General features: G+C 65.1%; 14 protein-coding genes. 12 read left to right on the forward strand and 2 right to left on the reverse strand.

Features of this window, described 5'->3' with window-relative positions; all coding sequences use genetic code 11:
* Positions 1-8 precede the first annotated feature (8 nt).
* Positions 9-887: a 3-hydroxybutyryl-CoA dehydrogenase gene (locus ABT375_RS12295; RefSeq protein ID WP_261935905.1), complete on the reverse strand. Its 879-nt coding sequence runs from the start codon at positions 885-887 to the stop codon at positions 9-11.
* 179 nt (positions 888-1,066) lie between these two features.
* Between ABT375_RS12295 and ABT375_RS12300 the strand changes: the two genes are divergently transcribed.
* The 7 genes from ABT375_RS12300 to ABT375_RS12330 all read left to right on the forward strand — a co-directional run bounded on the left by ABT375_RS12300 (position 1,067) and on the right by ABT375_RS12330 (position 6,810).
* Positions 1,067-1,537 carry a YbgC/FadM family acyl-CoA thioesterase gene (locus tag ABT375_RS12300; RefSeq protein WP_416462651.1) on the forward strand — a complete coding sequence of 157 codons (471 nt, stop codon included), beginning with the start codon at positions 1,067-1,069 and terminating at the stop codon, positions 1,535-1,537.
* On the forward strand, positions 1,534-2,238 hold the full coding sequence (gene tolQ / locus ABT375_RS12305) for a protein TolQ (RefSeq protein ID WP_224546509.1): 705 nt from the start codon (positions 1,534-1,536) through the stop codon (positions 2,236-2,238). The genes ABT375_RS12300 and tolQ overlap by 4 nt, the downstream gene beginning before the upstream one ends.
* 34 nt (positions 2,239-2,272) lie before the next feature.
* Positions 2,273-2,737, forward strand: coding sequence for an ExbD/TolR family protein (locus tag ABT375_RS12310; RefSeq protein ID WP_416462653.1), 465 nt, complete (start codon positions 2,273-2,275; stop codon positions 2,735-2,737).
* An 18-nt stretch (positions 2,738-2,755) separates the two neighbouring features.
* A complete protein-coding gene (gene tolA / locus ABT375_RS12315) occupies positions 2,756-3,835 on the forward strand; it encodes a cell envelope integrity protein TolA (protein ID WP_416462655.1) in 1,080 nt (359 codons plus the stop codon).
* Positions 3,832-5,166 carry a Tol-Pal system beta propeller repeat protein TolB gene (tolB, locus tag ABT375_RS12320; protein ID WP_416462656.1) on the forward strand — a complete coding sequence of 445 codons (1,335 nt, stop codon included), beginning with the start codon at positions 3,832-3,834 and terminating at the stop codon, positions 5,164-5,166. The genes tolA and tolB overlap by 4 nt, the downstream gene beginning before the upstream one ends.
* 190 nt (positions 5,167-5,356) lie before the next feature.
* Positions 5,357-5,872 (forward strand): peptidoglycan-associated lipoprotein Pal, encoded by a 516-nt coding sequence (gene pal, locus ABT375_RS12325; RefSeq protein WP_261935902.1) that lies wholly within the window; start codon positions 5,357-5,359, stop codon positions 5,870-5,872.
* Positions 5,873-5,988: 116 nt separating this feature from the next.
* Entirely contained in the window at positions 5,989-6,810 is an 822-nt protein-coding gene (locus tag ABT375_RS12330; RefSeq protein WP_224546515.1) for an IclR family transcriptional regulator, read from the forward strand.
* Between the two features lie 88 nt (positions 6,811-6,898).
* Here the strand turns inward: ABT375_RS12330 and ABT375_RS12335 are convergent, their stop codons facing one another.
* On the reverse strand, positions 6,899-9,841 hold the full coding sequence (locus ABT375_RS12335) for a TonB-dependent receptor (protein ID WP_416462658.1): 2,943 nt from the start codon (positions 9,839-9,841) through the stop codon (positions 6,899-6,901).
* A 323-nt stretch (positions 9,842-10,164) separates the two neighbouring features.
* On the opposite strand from ABT375_RS12335, the gene ABT375_RS12340 reads away from it, so the two are divergent.
* The 5 genes from ABT375_RS12340 (at position 10,165) to ABT375_RS12360 (ending at position 17,400) form a co-directional block, all read left to right on the forward strand.
* Complete coding sequence (locus ABT375_RS12340) at positions 10,165-11,373, forward strand: rhamnogalacturonan acetylesterase (RefSeq protein ID WP_416462660.1); 1,209 nt, start codon at positions 10,165-10,167, stop codon at positions 11,371-11,373.
* Positions 11,373-12,893, forward strand: coding sequence for a glycoside hydrolase family 28 protein (locus ABT375_RS12345; RefSeq protein ID WP_224546522.1), 1,521 nt, complete (start codon positions 11,373-11,375; stop codon positions 12,891-12,893). The genes ABT375_RS12340 and ABT375_RS12345 overlap by 1 nt, the downstream gene beginning before the upstream one ends.
* A 67-nt stretch (positions 12,894-12,960) precedes the next feature.
* On the forward strand, positions 12,961-13,275 hold the full coding sequence (locus ABT375_RS12350) for an L-rhamnose mutarotase (protein WP_416462662.1): 315 nt from the start codon (positions 12,961-12,963) through the stop codon (positions 13,273-13,275).
* A 4-nt stretch (positions 13,276-13,279) separates the two neighbouring features.
* Positions 13,280-16,279: a glycoside hydrolase family 35 protein gene (locus ABT375_RS12355; RefSeq protein WP_416462664.1), complete on the forward strand. Its 3,000-nt coding sequence runs from the start codon at positions 13,280-13,282 to the stop codon at positions 16,277-16,279.
* Positions 16,280-16,284: 5 nt separating this feature from the next.
* A complete protein-coding gene (locus tag ABT375_RS12360; protein WP_416462666.1) occupies positions 16,285-17,400 on the forward strand; it encodes a glycoside hydrolase family 88/105 protein in 1,116 nt (371 codons plus the stop codon).
* The last annotated feature ends 54 nt before the right edge of the window (positions 17,401-17,454 follow it).

Genomic DNA, 17,454 nt, shown 5'->3' on the forward strand with positions numbered 1-17,454 from the left:
ATGGGCAATCAGCGCGTCGGCACCGGCTCCGCGCCGCTATAATCGTAAAAGCCCTTGCCGGTCTTGCGGCCATACCAGCCCGCTTCGACATATTTGACCAGCAACGGCGCAGGGCGATATTTGGGATCGCCGGTGGTGCTGAGGAAGACGTTGAGGATTTCCAGCGCGGTATCCAGGCCGACGAAGTCCAGCAAGGTCAGCGGCCCCATCGGATGATTGAGGCCGAGCTTGCAGCCCTGGTCGATGTCGGTGACGCTGCCCACCCCCTCGCCCAGCACGAACACCGCCTCGTTCAGCATCGGCAGCAGGATGCGGTTCACCACGAAGCCGGGCGCGTCGAAGGCGTGAACCGTAGTCTTGCCGATCTTCGCGGCAAAGCCTTCCACCGCAGCGACGGTTTCGGGGGTGGTGGCGAGGCCGCGAATGACCTCCACCAACACCATCACCGGCACGGGATTGAAGAAATGGACACCCACGAAACGCCCCGCGTCTGGCGCGGCCTGCGCCAGACGGGTGATGGGAATCGAGGATGTGTTGGTCGCCAGGATTGCGTCGGCCGCCAATATCTTGCCGACATTGGCGAAGATGGCACGCTTCACTTCCTCGCGCTCGGTCGCGGCCTCGATCACCAGTTGGGCGTCGGCCAGCGGGGCGATGTCGCCCACCGGCGTGATCCGGGCGAGCGCGGCATCGGCGTCGGCCTGCGTGATCTTTTCCTTCTCCACCGCCTTGGCCAGCAGCTTGGCGATGCCCGCCAACCCCTTTTCCGCGCGGGGCAGGTCGATATCCGACAGAATGACGGCATAGCCAGCCTGCGCCGCGACCTGGGCGATCCCCGCCCCCATCTGTCCCGCGCCGATCACGCCTACCGTGCGAATATCCGTCATGCCTTGCTCTCCCTCATGAATCGTCGCTTCTCCCTTAGCGGGGCGCAGGGCCGACGACCAGTATCGGACAGCTATGCAATCGGGCAGGCGATGGATCGTGCGCAAGTAGCGGACGGATTGCGGGTTCATCCGCCATTTCCGGCTTTGCGTGGGCGCTGCGCCATGGTTAAAAGCGCGCGATGTCCGTTTCAGACCTGATGCCCGCGCCGGCGACCGGACGCTTCCTTGCCGCCGTGCATCATTTCCCGCTGCGCGTCTATTTCGAGGATACCGACCTGTCGGGGCTGGTCTATCACGCCAATTATCTGCGCTATATGGAGCGCGCCCGGTCCGACATGCTGCGTATCGCCGGCATCGACCAGCGCGCCAACCATGAAGACGGTGCGGGCGTCTATGCCGTCACCGACCTTGCCATTCGCTATCGCCGCCCGGCGCGGCTGGACGACGACCTGATGGTGGCGAGCCGCGTCACCGAGGTGCGCGCGGCGAGCTGCGCCATTCATCAGAGAGTCATGCGGGGTCAAGAAGAGTTGACGGACGCCGCCATCACCGTCGCATGGCTGACGCCCCAGGGCCGGCCGCAGCGCCAACCCAAAGCCTGGACCGAAATTTTCACCCGCCTTTGCCAAGGGGAAGACATTCACCCATGACCCTCAACCTGCCTGCCGGCGCCATGACCGACGCCGCGACCATATCCCCGCTCGCCCTGTTCCTGCAGGCCGACATCGTCGTGAAGGGCGTGATGCTGGGCTTGCTGCTGGCCAGCATCTGGACCTGGGCGATCATCATCAGCTTCAGCGTCAGCCTGCGCAAGGCGAGCAAGGAAAGCCGCAAGTTCGAGGCCGATTTCTGGAAGGCGGAGGATATCGACCGCTTCTATGAGGCCCGCGGCAAGGCGGAATTCCCCGCGGCCAAGGTGATGGCGGCCGGCGTCACCGAATGGCGGCGATCGACCGCACAGAAGGTGATCGACCGCGACGGCACGCGCGACCGGCTGGGGACGTCGATGTCGAGCGTCATCGCGTCCGAGGTCGATCGCCTGTCCGACCGACTCAACATATTGGCGACGGTCGCGTCGGCTGCGCCTTTCATCGGCCTGTTCGGCACGGTATGGGGCATCATGCGCGCCTTCACCTCGATCGCGGCAGAGCAGAACAGCTCGCTCGCGGTCGTCGCGCCGGGCATCGCCGAGGCGCTGTTCGCCACCGCCATCGGCCTGTTCGCGGCGATCCCGGCGCTGATCGCCTACAACCGGTTCAGCCATGGCATCAACCGGCTGGAAGCGGGCCTGACCCGCTTTGCCGACAGCTTCTATTCCACGCTGAGCCGTGAGTTGGAGTCGCAGCGATGATCTTGGGCATCGCTGCAAAGAAGGATGCGCGCTGATGGCGATGTCCGGTCCTCCTTCCGCCCGTCGCGGGCGCGGGCGCGCGCCGATGGCCGACATCAATGTGACGCCGCTGGTCGACGTCATGCTGGTGCTGCTCATCATCTTCATGGTGACCGCGCCGCTGCTGGTGACCGGCGTGCCGGTGAACCTGCCCGAAACCCGCGCCAAGGGACTGGACGCGGACGCCAAGCCGACCATCCTGTCCATCGACCGCGACGGCGGGCTGTTCATCGACGAGGCGCAGATCAGCGATGCCGACCTGCCCGACCGGCTGGCGGAAATCGCCGCCGCCCATGCCGGCCAGCCTGAGCCGCCGCAAATCTTTCTGCGCGCCGACACCGCGCTCGACTATGGCCGGGTGATGCGGGTGATGGGCGAACTCAATCGCGCGGGCCTGAACAAGGTTTCGCTGGTCAGCACCGGGTCCGACGCGGCTGATGTCAGCGACGGTTCAGAATAGGGGCCATAGGTCAGCCATATGGAGCGCGCGGAAAAGATCGGCCTTGGCGTCGCGACGGCGGGACATGTCCTGCTGTTCGGGCTGCTGTCGGCCGGATTCCTGGCCACCCCCAACCCGCTGAAGCTGAAGTCGCCGCCGATGGACGTGAGTCTGGTGGACGAAGTCGCGCTGCAATCGACCGCGCCGCAAGTTTCGACCCAGCCGCCGCCGCCCAGCGTCGCGCCGGAAGAAGGCCCGACGGAAGACGCCAAGCCTGCGCCGGAGCCTGCTCCCGCACCGGAGCCGACGCCCGCACCACCACCGCCCAAGGCGGAGCCGAAGCCGGTTTCCAAGCCTACGCCGCCAAAGCCGGTCGTAAAGGAAGCCCCGGCCAAGCCCAAGCCGGTGCCGCCGAAGAAGGATGTGGCTAAGGCGACGCCCAAGCCCAAGCCAGCGCCGGAGAGACCCGCACCCAAGGCCAAGCCTGCGCCTGAAAAGCCAAAGGCGGCTGCGACCGTGCCGTCCAAGAGCGACGCCAAGGCAAAGAGTGAGGCCAAGGCAAAGAGTGAGGCCAAAGCCAAGGCGGATGCGAAAGCCAAGGCCGACGCCAAGGCGAAAAGCGACGCTAAAGCCAAGAGCGATGCCAAGGCCAAGGCCGATGCTGCTGCGCGGGCATCCGGCGCAGGCAAGGCCGACAAGCCCAAGGGGTCATTGCTGGGCAAGGATTTCCTGAAAGGGATCGACACCAAGGATGACGCGCCGCGCACCCCTGCGCCGCCGCCTGCCGCCGCCATGGGGCCGCAGCAGAAGGCCGCGCTGGACGCCGAAATCCGCCGCCAGTTGAAGCCGCACTGGCGGCCGCCTTCGGGTGCGGACGCGGATCAGCTCGTGACCTTGCTGGAAGTGCGGCTGGACAAGAGCGGCGCACTGATCGGCGCGCCCGAAGTGATCGACCAGACCGGCGTCACCGCCAGCAACCGGCCACAGGCTAAGCTGCATGCGGAGCGCGCGATCCAGGCGGTGAAACTCGCCGCACCCTTCCGGAATTTACCGCCTGAATATTATGACCAATGGAAATGGCTCCGGCCACTCCGCTTTGACGCGAGGCTGAACCGATGAAGACCAACTTCCTTCGCCGCATCTCTCTGGCGACCGTCGCGCTTGCCGCCATCCTGTCCGCGCCCGCGATGGCGCAATTGTCGGTCGACGTCACCGGCGAAGTTGACAGCAACGTCAAGGTCGCCGTCCCCGCCATGCCCGCGCAGCAGGATGTGGCGACGCCGGCCGGCACCGCCAGCGAACTGGGCCGCAAGGTGGCCGAGGTGATCGCGTCCGACCTCAAAGGCTCCGGCCTGTTCGATCCGTCGGGGCCTGGCGGGATGCCAGCGGTCGCCTTCCCCGAAGTCACCAACCCGGTCTATGACAAATGGGGCGCCTATCAGGCGCTGGTGCAGGGGTTCGTGCGCACCACCGGGGGCGAGGCCGACATTACGGTCGGCTGCTATCTCTATGACGTGGCGCTCAAGCAGGAACTGACGCGGCAGGGCTATGTCGTCGCGCCGCGCGACTGGCGCCGGGCTGCGCATAAATGCGCCGACGCCATCTATGCCCGCCTGTCGGGCGAAAGTCCCTTCTTCGACAGCCGCATCGCCTATATCGCCGAGAGCGGTCCCAAGGGGAATCGCGTCAAGCGCCTCGCCATCATGGATTCGGACGGGGCGAACCACCGCTTCATCACCAACGGCCAGTCGATGGCGCTGACCCCGCGCTTTTCGCCCGACTATAAGTCGATCCTCTATGTCAGCTATCTGGGCAGCCGCGTGCGCCTCTATATCTACGACATAGGCGCGGGGCAGCAGAAGCTTGTGACCGAAAGCAGCAACGCGACCTTCGCGCCGCGCTGGTCGCCCGACGGCCGTTCCATCCTCTTCTCCATGGCGGTGGCGGGTAATACCGATATCTATCGCGTGTCGGCCAATGGCGGGACGCCGGTGCGGCTGACCACGTCGCCGGGCATCGACGTCGGCGGCAGCTATTCGCCCGACGGCAGCCAGATCGTGTTCGAAAGCGACCGGTCGGGCGGGCAGCAAATCTATGTGATGAACGCCGACGGCTCCAACCAGCGGCGGATCAGCCATGGCGGCGGTCGCTATGCGACGCCCGAATGGTCGCCGCGCGGCGACCTGATCGCCTTCACCAAGCTGTCGGGCGATTTCAAGGTCGCGGTGATGACGCCCAGCGGCGACAATGAGCGTATCCTGACCAATGGCTGGCAGGACGAGCAGCCAACCTGGTCGCCCAATGGCCGCGTGCTGCAATTCTTCCGCACGACGCCGGGCAAGCAGGGCAGCAGCCAGGTGTGGCAGGTCGACCTGACCGGGGTGAACGAACGGCGGATTCCGACACCGCTGAGCGGGTCCGACCCGGCCTGGGGGCCGTTGCTGCCGTAATCTTGCGTTCAGGCGCCTTTGCCCATTGGGGAACCTAGTCGTCTTGACAGCGTAACGAACATCACGGACCCTGATGACTGTCTTAACGGATTGATTTTGACATTTGCATCCCCTGACGGTTGGGATGGGTCTGCAAATGTCAGAATCGGACCACCAGCGGGCGGCATAGAGAATATCGAAGGAGACCCCCATGAAACTGTCCCGGACTCTGTTGATGGCGACCGCCATCATCGCGCTGGCCGCCTGTTCGAAGAAGCCGCCGGCCGAACTGCCCCCTGCCCCTGGCGGCACCGGTGGCACGACCGCCCCTAGCGGGCCGGTCGGTTCCGGCGGCCCGGTCAAGGGCAGCCAGGAGGATTTCGTCGCGTCGGTATCGTCGGACCGCATCTTCTTCGGCCTCGACCAATATGATGTCGATGCGGAAGATCAGGCGACGTTGCAGAGCCAGGCCGCATGGTTGCAGCAGAATCCGTCGGTGCGCGTGACGATCGAGGGTCATGCCGACGAACGCGGCACTCGCGACTATAATATCGCGCTGGGCGAACGCCGCGCCAATGCGGCCAAAAACTATCTCGCCTCGCTGGGCATCGCGCCCGGCCGCATCACCACCGTCAGCTATGGCAAGGAACGGCCGGCAGCGCTGGGCTCGGACGAAGCAAGCTGGGCGCAGAATCGCCGCGCGGTGACCGTCACCATCCAATATTGATCCGCTGGCCTTCGCATGGCTGAAAAGCCCGCCGGTGGAGATGACCGGCGGGCTTTTGCATGGCGACCACAAAGCGGCTGACAAACTGCCCAATTTGGCCGATATGCTTCCGCTATATGGAACGCGCCCATTATGTGGGACGGCAAGTGGACGAAGGCATCATGCAGGACGGCGACGAGAAGCAGGAAGCAGTGAAGGGCACGCAGACGTTGATGCGCGCGCTCGACATCATGGACGAGGTGATCGACGGTCCGATCCGCGCCGCCGACCTGGCCCGCAAGCTGGGCATGAGCAAGACCACCGCGCATCGGCTGGTGCAGGCGCTCAAATCGCGCAATTATCTCGCGGTGACGCGCGACGGGTTCGCGCTCGGTCCCAAGCTGCTGCAACTGGGCGTGCTGGCGACCGAGCAGATCGATTATGTCCGCCTTGCCCGCCCCTTCATGGAACTCCTGTCCGAACGCACCGGATTTTGCGTCTTCGTCGGCAAGCGCGAGGGCGACTGGTCGCGCCATCTGGACCGGGTGACCGGCACCCAGCGGCTGCGCGTCGCCACCGCGCCGGGCGATCGCCGCCCGATCGCGGAGACGGGCCTCGGCAAGGCGCTGTTGCTGGACGAGACGGAAGAGACATGGGAGCGCCTCTACGTCGAGGCCAGGGACGGCAAGGCGACGCCGGCGCAGATCCAGGCCTATGTCGCCGAGATGCGCGCGCACAAGGCGCGCGGCGAAGTGTTGCATGACAGCGAACTGGGCGATGGCGTGCGGTCGATCGCGGTGCCGATCCGTGACGCCAGGGGGCAGATCTGCATCGCCATCTCGATCGCCAGCGCCGCCCATTATCTGACCGACGCCCTGCGGCCGGGGCTGGCCGAGGAGGTGATGCGGTCGGCCGAGCAGATCGGCGCCGCAGTGGGTTATAGCGGACCGCGCCGATAGGATTGGCGCGCCCGGCCGCCGGACACAATAAGGGCGCGGTCACCGGGGTGGCCGCGCCCTTGAGGTTGGGGGAGGAGCTTTAGGCGCATTACATCCGGTAGGTGACGCCGAAGGTGAAGGTCCGGCCGATCCGGGTCTCGAACAAGGTGTCCTGCCGCTGGCTGTCGATATAGAGCCGGTTCTGCTCGTCGGTCAGATTGGTCGCCTCCACCATGATCTTCAGCCGGTCGGTGACATTATAGCTGGCCGACGCGTCCATGAAGAAGGTTTTGGCATTGCCCTGCAGGTCGCTGCCCGGCGAGGCGGGGATGCCGCGGATGAACTTGTCACGGAAATTGCCGGTAGTGCGGATCGAGAATTTCTCATCCTCATAATAAAGCGTTGCCGACGCCGTGTTCTTGGACAGGCCGACCAGGTCCGCCGTGGTCGTCACGGTCGGCACGCCGTTCACGCTGGCGAGGATATATTCGATCTTCGACGTGACGCGGGTGTAATTGCCCAGGAAGCCGAAATTGCCGAGGAACCCGTCGAAGAAGGTGAAGGGGATCTGGGCGTTCAGCTCGATGCCCTTGAGCTTGCCGCCCGGCGTGTTGAACGGCTGCGACACGGTGAACAATTCGGTCGGCAGGGTATTGCTGTTTTCCAGCAGCGCATCTGGAAGGCCGAGCTGGTTGAATGGGATCTGGCTGTTCACATTCTGGATGAAGCTCTTGATGTCCTTATAGAAGAAGGCGGCCGAGAGCAGCGAGCCGGGGCGGAAATACCATTCGACCGCCACGTCGAAGGTGGTCGCCCGAATGGGGTCGAGGAAGGGATTGTTGACGTTGCCGACACGGGTCACCGGATTGACCCCGCTGGTCGGGGTCAGCAGGCCCAGCTCGGGCCGCGCCAGCACCTTGGCGCCGGAGAAGCGCAGCAGCAGATTGTCCATCGGCTCGACCACGATATTGGCCGACGGCAGCCAGTCGTCATAGCTGTTCTTGGCCGCCGCGAACTGGCCGGTGAGGCCGGTGGGCGAAGCGGCGCTGGCCACTGTGACATAGCCCGACGACAGCATGTCGGTCTTGACGTAGCGCAGGCCAGCATCGCCGCGGATGCCGATGCCGATCGCATCCTCCAGGTCGAAATTGGCCATCAGATAGGCGCTGCTCACCTCTTCGCGCACCCGGCTGCGTCCGCCGCCGCATTCGACCCCGCAATAGCGGACCGAATCGAACCCGAAGGTGTTGGCCCATTTTTCCGGATCGATCGCGACCCAACTGGCCGGCGCGCCATTGCCCCATAGCTTGTCGACACCGCTGATCGTGCGGGTGATGTCGGCCAGGCTCGTGCCGGCGGGCAGCGCGCGGACCACGGTGTCGGCGGTATAGGGACGCAGGAAGGTGGACAGGAAGTCGCTGCGCCGATATTGGGCGCCGGCGCGGATCGAGAAGGCGTCGCTGACGGTCCATTTGAGATTGGCCTCGGCGGTCAGATTGTCGGTCTTGTTGCGCGATGGCTTGCCCTGGAAGCTGAAGCCCCCCAGCACGGTGCCGTCGGCGCGACCCGGACCATAGGTGAAGCTGGCCGGATCGTTGACGTCGATGCCGAAGCCGAGCTTTGGCGTGGTGCCGCCGTCGCGGAAGTCGATCGTGAAATTATCGGTGTCGATCGCGTCCATGAAGGTCTGGAGCCGCTTCTTCCCGTCCCAGATCGAGCGGTTGAAGCCGACGATGCCGCTCACCTCCAGGCTGTCGTTCAGCTGGCGCCTGAAGTTGACATTGGCCTGTTTGAAGGTGGACACGAAATGGTCGACAAGCCCTTCGGACCGCACGTCCACGCCGTCGAACACGCCATGAACCAGCGAGCCGTTTTCGTCGAATGCGATGTCGCGCACCGACGTCATCGGCTGGCCGTTATTGGCGGCCGACCGGGCGAAGGAGATGGCGGCGATATAATTGTCGCGCCGCGTCACTTCGAAGCGGGAATAGAGGAAATCGACGGAAATGTCGGTCTGGTCGTCGGGCTGGAATTGCAGTGTCAGCGATCCGCCGATCCGTTCCTGATTTTGCTCGCTGTTGAGGTAGCGCGGGATGCGCGGCAGGAAGGCGCCGCTGCCCGCCACGCCGGACAGGTCGTCGCGGCGTAGATCCTGGATGGCCTGATAGGCGGCGTTGGTGCTGGTGCGCGGATTGCCGGTCGAGCAGTTGAGTGCATCGGCCCCCTTGATCGCATTGTCCGCCGGATTTTGCGGCGCGAAGCCGATCGGCGAACAGAAACCGCCATTGGTGTTGGCGGACAGGATATCGACCGCCGAATAGCCGACTTCGCGGATGTGGCGCTTTTGATAGGCGACCGAGCCGAGGATGCCGAAGCCGCTGTCGCCGAATTGCTTGGAGATCAACAGCGAGGCGCGCGGATCGACCTTCTTGGACAGCTCGTTATAGACGCCGCGCGCGGTCATGGAGAGGACGAAATCGTCCTTCTGGTCGAACGGCTTGGGGGCGGTCAGGTCGACGGTTGCGCCCAGCGAGCCTTCCTCCACATCGGCCGAGGGCGTCTTGCGGACCGAAAGCGCCGAAAAGATTTCGGTCGGGAAGACGTTGAAGTCGAAGCTGCGGCCGTTGTTGCCCGCGCCGTAAATGTCGGACGAGCCGGTCTGCGCCGTGCCTTCCATCCCATTGATGCGGACCCGGGTGAAGCCGGCGCCCAGGCCACGGACCGAAATATTGCGCCCCTCGCCGCCATCGCCGCGCGCCAGCGCTACGCCGGGCACGCGCTGCATCGATTCGGCGAGATTGGAGTCGGGAAATTTGCCGATATCCTCCGCAACGATCGAATCGATCGCCGCGGCTTCCTTGCGCTTCATGCCAAGCGCGCTGCTGAGCGAAGCGCGGAAGCCGGTGACGACGATGTCGGCGACACCCGGATCCGCGGCCGGACGATCGACCGCCGGCTGTTCCTGGGCGATCGCCGGCGCAGCAACCAGCAGCATGGAGGCGATCGCAAGGGCCGAGCTGCGGCGGGCGAACGCGGAACGGGTGTGCAACATAAATCCTCCCCATTTGTCACGGGCGCCATCGCTTATGACGTCCATCGTGTCCCACTATGTGAACTGAGGTATCATCCTATATCGCTAGTCTGACAATTGCCAGAAAAATCATCATGTGATTTTCATGTCCACAATGTGGGCCATCTGCACGCTCAGTTCCTCAACCGCCAAAGCCGGTTGACCATCAGTGTATCCCTATATATGGATCGATAATCTATTTAATGGGATTTTTATCCAGCCGCCTCTGCACGGGCGGTTTGATCTGGGGGAGCGCTGCGGCGCCGCGGCGTTCCCTCTTCTTATCCGATGGGATGCTTCGCTTCATGCCGCTTTCCACTTCCCTCGCCTGGATGCTGACCGCCACTGCCCTCCCAACCGTGCAGAGTTTCGACCTGCGTGCCGGATCGGCGGAATGGCGGCATCCCTATGTGCATGGCGGCCATGGCGTGGAACCAGGCGGCGGCGCGCAGGGCTTCCTTTTTTCGGCAGCGCTGCCCGAAGGTGATTATCGCGTTACGGTGCGGCTGGGCGATGCCCGCCACACGGGCGACACCAGCGTCAAGGCGGAAGCGCGGCGGCTGATGCTGAACCATATCGTCACGCGTCGGGGCGAGAGCGTCGAACGCAGCTTCCTGGTCAATATCCGCACCCCCGCATTGACGCCCCCGCCGCCCAATGCGCCGGGCGGCCGCGCGGTGCGGATCGACGCGCGCGAAGCGCAGGAAGCGACCTGGGACGAGAAGCTGACGCTGGAATTTCTCGGCCGGCCGGCGGTGCAATCGGTACGGATCGAACCCGTGGTCGCACCCACGCTCTTCCTGGCCGGCAATTCGACCGTGACCGACCAATATGCCGAACCGGCCGCAAGCTGGGGCCAGATGCTGCCGCCGATGCTGGACGACGGGATCGTGGTCGCCAACCATGCCAAGTCGGGCGCGACGCTCAAATCCTTCCTGACCGACCTGCGCCTCGACAAGTTGCTGGCGCGCATGAAGCCCGGCGACTGGCTGTTCATCCAGTTCGGCCATAACGACCAGAAGAAGGAATGGCCGCAAACCTATCTCGATGCCGGGACGGGCTATGTCGCCTGGCTCCGCGCCTATATCGCCGAAGCGCGGCGGCGCGGCGCGCATCCGGTGCTGGTGACGTCGCCCGAACGGCGCAATTTCGATGCGCAGGGGAAGATTCTCGATACGCTGGGCGCCTATGCGGCGGCGGCGCGCAAGCTCGCGGTGGAAGAGCAGGTGCCGCTGATCGACCTCAATGCCGACAGCCGGGCCATCTATGAGGCATTGGGGCCGGCGGTCGCGCCGACCGCTTTCAACGATGGCGGCAAGGACAGGACGCACCATGACAATTATGGCGCCTGGCTGCTGGCCAGCGCAGTGGCGGAACGGATTCGCATGCAGATTCCCGCGCTGGCGACGCATGTGACGATGCCCGCCTTTACCCCCAACCGGCCACCCGCAGCGGATGCGATCGCGATCGCCCCCAGCCTGATCCGCAGCGATCAGCGGCCGGCGGGCAATTGATGCGCTTGACCCGCCGCGATCTGACGCTGGGCCTAGCGAGCGCCCTGCTGCCCGTCTTCCCGGCCCATGCCGCGCGCCACTATGACGTCCGCGGCCATGGCGCGCACGGGGATGGGATCGCGATCGACAGTGGCGCGATCAACGCCGCGATCGAGGCCGCCTCCGCCGCGGGGGGCGGCACGGTCGTCCTGCCGCGCGGGCGCTATCTCTGCTTTTCGATCCGGCTCAGGAGCCGGGTGACGCTGCTGCTGGCCGAGGGTGCGGTGATCGAGGCAGCCGATCCGGCGCGCCACGCCGGGCGCTACGACCTGCCAGAAACGGACGTAGACCAACTCTACCAGGATTTCGGCCATAGCCATTGGCGCAACAGCCTGATCTGGGGCGAGGATGTCGAGCAGGTCGCGATCGTTGGCCCCGGCCTGATCCATGGGCTGGGCCTGACCCGTGATGGCCCCGGTGCGCGCTGGAAGAAGCAGGCGGGCGAACGGCCGCTGTCGATGCAGGGCATGAGCGCGGCGGAGATCGGCCATCTGGAACCGGACGCCGTGGCGATGCAGGGGTTGGGCAACAAGGCGATCGCGCTGAAGAACGGGCGCGACATCCGCCTGTCGGGCTTCACCATCCTGAAAGGCGGGCATTTCGCGGTCCTGGCCACCGGCACGCGGGAATTGCGGATCGACGGGCTGACGATCGACACCGATCGCGACGGGATCGACCTGGACTGCGTACGCGATGTGGTGGTGGAGCACTGCCGGGTCAATTCGCCCAATGACGACGGCATCGTGGTCAAAAGCAGCTTTGCCTTGGGCCGGGCGATCGCATCGGAGGATATAGTGATCCGCGACTGCGACGTGTCGGGCTACGACATGGGATCGCTGGTCGACGGCACGAAGCGAACCACGCAGGAGGTCGCACCCGACCGCGACAGGGTGACGGGCCGGATCAAGCTCGGCACCGAAAGCAATGGCGGCTATCGCAATGTGCGGATCGAGGATTGCCGCTTCACCCGCTGCCGCGGCCTGGCCCTGGAGACGGTGGACGGCGGCGTCATGGAACATATCGTCGCCCGCCGCCTGACGATGCGCGATGTCACCACCGCACCGCTTTTCCTGCGGCTCGGCGACCGGCGGCGCGGGCCGGACGGAACCGGCGTCGGCGCGATTCGCGATGTCGCGATCAGCGAGGTCGATGCCCGCGGCATCGACCATCGCTTCCCCGTCGCCATCGCCGGTCTGCCGGGGCAGCCGATCCGCGACGTGACACTGCGCGACATCCATCTTCTCTATCGCGGCGGCGGCACGGCGACCGATGCGGCGCGCGTTCCGGCGGAGTTGCCCGACGCCTATCCCGAACCCAGCATGTTCGGCCTGCTGCCAAGCTGGGCGCTATGGGCGCGCCATGTGGAACGGCTGACGATCGACCGGCTGCGCGCCGAAACCATCGCGCCGGACCAGCGCCCGCCGTTCGCGTTCGACGATGTGCGCCATGTTTCGGTGCGCGACACCCCGCTCTGGCGTTGACGATCCTCCGGGACAGTGTTACCAAATATAGGTAGTAAGTTCCACAATATGGATATTACGGAGCGCGATGTCCATCCACGCCTTCAAGATGCAACTCAAGCCCGGCGTGGTGGACGAGTATCGCAAGCGCCATGATGAAATCTGGCCAGAACTGTCCAACTTGCTGTCGCAGGCGGGCATATATGACTATTCGATCTTTCTGGACGAAGGGACGCTGAGCCTGTTTGCGGTGCTCAAGCTGCAGGACGAGAATCAGCGCGATGCGCTGCCCGGCCATCCGGTGATGCAGCGCTGGTGGGACCATATGGCCCCGCTGATGGAGGTAAAGCCCGGCAACCAGCCCAAGGAATGGCCGCTCCCGCTGCTGTTTCACATGGATTGATCCCATGCGTTCGCTGATCGCCGCCCTGCTGCTCGGCTCCGCCCTGGCTACGCCCCTCCCCGCGCAGGAGGCGAAGCAGACCGCCAATCTGTCCGCGCCCGTGAAGCGCTTTGGCCGCGTGTCGTATGACGCGCGATCGCTGATGGTGGACGGCCAGCGGCTGGTGATCTGGGGCGGCGAATTCCACCCCTTCCGCCTGCCGTCGCCCGACCTGTGGCGCGACATCCTCCAGAAGATGAAGGCGAGCGGCTTCAATACGGTCGCCCTCTATTTCGACTGGGGCTATCACAGCCCGAAACAGGGCGTGTATGATTTCAGCGGCATCCGCGACATCGACCGGCTGCTGACCATGGCGGAAGAGGAAGGCCTCTACGTCATCACCCGCGCCGGTCCCTATGTGAATGCCGAATTGTCGCGCGGCGGCTTTCCCGGCTGGCTGGTCAACCAGCGCGCCCGCGCCCGCACCGACGATCCCGCCTATCTGGCTGCGGTGGACGAATGGCTGACGCAAGTCGATGCGATCGTCGCGAAGCATCAGATCAATGCCGATCCCAGCCGCCGCTATGGCGTCATCCTGCACCAGATCGAAAATGAGCTGGCGCTGACCACCCCGGCGCAGCGCCGCTACATGGACCATCTGGCCGCCAAGGCGCGGGCCGATGGCATCACCATACCGCTGTTCCATAATGATCAGGGCCGCAACGGATATTGGACGCCCGAAAGCAGCAAGATCGACAAGGTCGTGACCGGCCCCAACGACCTCTATGCGTTCGACGGCTATCCCGGCGGCACCTGCACGGTCGGGGGCAAGCCGACCCGCGATGTCGCCGCGCCCGACTGGGGCTATTATGGTCCAGGCGGGGCGAAGGGCGGCGCATCCGCGTCCCCCGAAACGCCCGGCTTCCTGGCGGAGTTCGGCGGCGGCTGGTTCGACTATTGGGGATCGAACGGCGGCTATGCCTGCAACGCGATCCAGCGCGGCAAGCGCTTCCAGCGGGTCTTCTACGGCACCAACCTCGCCAACGGGATCGGCATCCAGAGCTTTTACATGACCTATGGCGGCACCAGTTGGGGCTGGTTGCCCGCGCCGGTGGTGTTCACCAGCTATGATTATGGCGCCGCCATCTCCGAACCGCGCGCACTGCGCGAAAAGGCGCTGGAGATGAAGCAGTTGGGCGGGCTGATTGCGTCAGTCCCCGACCTGGCAGGGATGATCCCGGCTGGCGCGGTGGAGATTTCCTCGCCCAATATCCAGATTTACCACAATAAAGACCCCGAGACGGATGCGCGCTTCCTGATGGTGGCGCACAAGCCGTCCAACGGGCAGACCAGCGACGTCTTCCGCTTCACCGCCGACCTGCCCGACGGCCGCTATAGCGTGCCGATGCAGTTGAACGGCTTCGACGCCAAATGGCTCGTTGCCGGCGTGGCGCTGGGTGGGCAGCGGCTTGTCTATTCGACCTCCGAACTCCAGTCCGCGCAGGTGATGGACGGAGCGGACCTCATGCTGTTCTACGGCCGCGCCGGGGAACCGGGCGAGACGGTGCTGCGCTATGCCTCCGCCCCGAAGGTGACGGTGCTGGAAGGCAGCGCCACCAGCGCCTTCGACGCGGCGAAGGGTGACCTCAAGCTCGATTACAGCCATCAGGGCCGCGCCGTGCTGCGGATCGAAGGCGGCGGACGACCGCCGCTGACGCTGATACTCGCCGACGAAGCCGAAGGCGCCCGCTACTGGCGGCAGGAGGACGCGCTGGTGCGCGGCCCGGCGCTGGTGCGCAGCGCTAAGGTCAAGGACGGCACGCTGGCGCTGACCGGCGATACGGCCGAGGCCAGCCCGCTCGCAATCTGGGCGCCCAAGGCGGTCCGCGCGGTCACATGGAATGGCGCAAAGGTTGCGACGAAAGCCGGGGTTGCGGGCAGCTACACCGCCTTGCAGCCGCTGGCCGGGCCAGCCGACATCGCCTTGCCCGCCTTGACCGACTGGCGCGTCGCCAAGGGGGCACCCGAAGCCGACCCCGCCTTCGACGACGGCGCATGGCAGGCGATCGACAATCGCCCCTCCGCCAGCATCACGGCGCGGCCCGACGGCCAGCCCAACATGGGCATGGACGCCTATGGCTTCCATGACGGCGACGTCTGGTATCGCGGCCGCTTTACCGGCACGCCCGACGCCAGGACGCTTTCGCTCTATTATGGCGCGGGTGGATCGGGGCTGGTGCAGGCCTGGGTCGACGGCCAGTTCCTGGGCGAAGGCGAAACGCCCGCAGGCCTGCCACGCCCCATCACCACCGGCACGGCGCGCTTCGCCCTGCCCGCCGGTGCGCGATCGGGCGAGCATGTCGTCTCCGTCATGGTGCGCAATAACGGCCATAATTGGGATCTGGACAGCGACGATTTCCACAAGGAAGCGCGCGGCCTGATCTCCGCCTCGCTCGAGGGGGGACCGGGCGGACGCAGCTTCGCCGTGCCGATCGCATGGAAGATCCAGGGTAAACAGGGCGGCGAAAACCTGCCTGACGTCGCCCGCGGTCCCGCCAATAATGGCGGCCAATATGGCGAGCGGATGGGCTGGCACCTGCCGGACTTCGACGACAGCGCATGGGCCAGGTCCAGCGTGCCCGCGACGCAGGCGCAGGCGGGCACCAACTGGTATCGCACCGCCTTCAATCTCGCCGTGCCCAAGGGCCAGGACGCGACCATCGCGCTCAGTTTCGGTGACGCCAGGATAGCGCGCTCGCCGGTTCGCTATCGCGTGCTGATCTTCGTCAACGGCTGGAACATGGGCCAGTTCATCGCCCATGTCGGCCCGCAACGGACCTTCCCCATCCCCGAAGGCATCCTCAACCACCGGGGCCGCAATCATGTCGCGCTGGCCGTCACATCCGATGGCCAGCCGGGCGACGCGCTGGAAAGCGTGCGCCTCGTCACCCTTCATACCGTGAAAGGCGGTCTGCCAGTGCAGATGGTTGCCGCGCCAAACGCACCTTCAGATCTCAAGGAGTAATTTCAGTGGCCGCTCTCTCTCATGACGTCCCTCGCCCGCAGGTGATCGACGCCATCGATCGCCTGATGGACAATCTCGTCAATATCCAGGACGAGACCGGCGAATTCCTGCTCCATCTGGACGATGGGCGGATCATCGACACCAAGGGCTGGGCCGGATGGGAATGGACCCATGGCGTCGGCCTGTTCGGCATGTGGCGCTATTATGAACAGACCGGCGACGCCAGGGCGCTGGCGATCATCAAACAATGGTTCGAGGATCGCTTCGCCGAAGGCACCCCGACCAAGAATATCAACACGATGGCTCCCTTCATCACGCTCGCCTACCTCTATGAGCATGAGCCGGACCCGCGCTACATTCCCTATCTCGATAGCTGGGCGGAATGGCTGATGGCCCCCGACGGCCTGCCCAAGACGCAGGAAGGCGGGTTCCAGCATATCGTCTATAATGACGAGAATCCGGGCGAGCTGTGGGACGACACGCTGATGATGTCGGTGCTGCCGCTGGCCAAGATCGGCTTGCTGCTGAACCGCCCGGCCTATATCGAGGAAGCCAAGCGCCAGTTCCTGGTCCACATCAAATATCTGTTCGATACGAAGACGGGCCTGTGGTTCCACGGCTGGGACTTCAATGGCCGCCATAATTTCGCGCAGGCGCTGTGGGCGCGCGGCAATTGCTGGGTGACGATCGCGATCCCCGAGATCATCGAGATTCTGGACCTGCCCGAAGGCGATTTCTTCCGCACCTTCCTGATCGACACGCTGGCGGCGCAGGTGAAGACGCTGAGCGAAACGCAGGATGCCGACAGCGGCCTGTGGCACACGCTGATCGTCGATCCGACCAGCTATCTGGAGGCGTCGGCCACCGCCGGCTTCGCCTATGGCATATTGAAGGCGGTGCGGAAGGGCTATCTGCCGCGCGCCTATGAGGAGGTGGGGATCAAGGCCGTGCAGGGCGTGATCGCCAATATCGATGAAGCGGGCGAGTTGCAGCAGGTCAGCTTCGGCACCGCGATGGGCGACACCCAGCAATTCTACAAGGATATCGCGCTCACCTCCATGCCCTATGGCCAGAGCCTGGCCATCTGCGCGCTGGGTGAATTCCTGCGCACCTATATCTGACGCAGGCGGACGCGGACGGCGGCGATCATGGAAGGAGCGTCGCCGTCCGCGGAC

The sequence above is a fragment of the Sphingomonas sp. VDB2 genome (assembly GCF_047946695.1).
GTDB classification, from domain to species: domain Bacteria; phylum Pseudomonadota; class Alphaproteobacteria; order Sphingomonadales; family Sphingomonadaceae; genus Sphingobium; species Sphingobium bisphenolicum.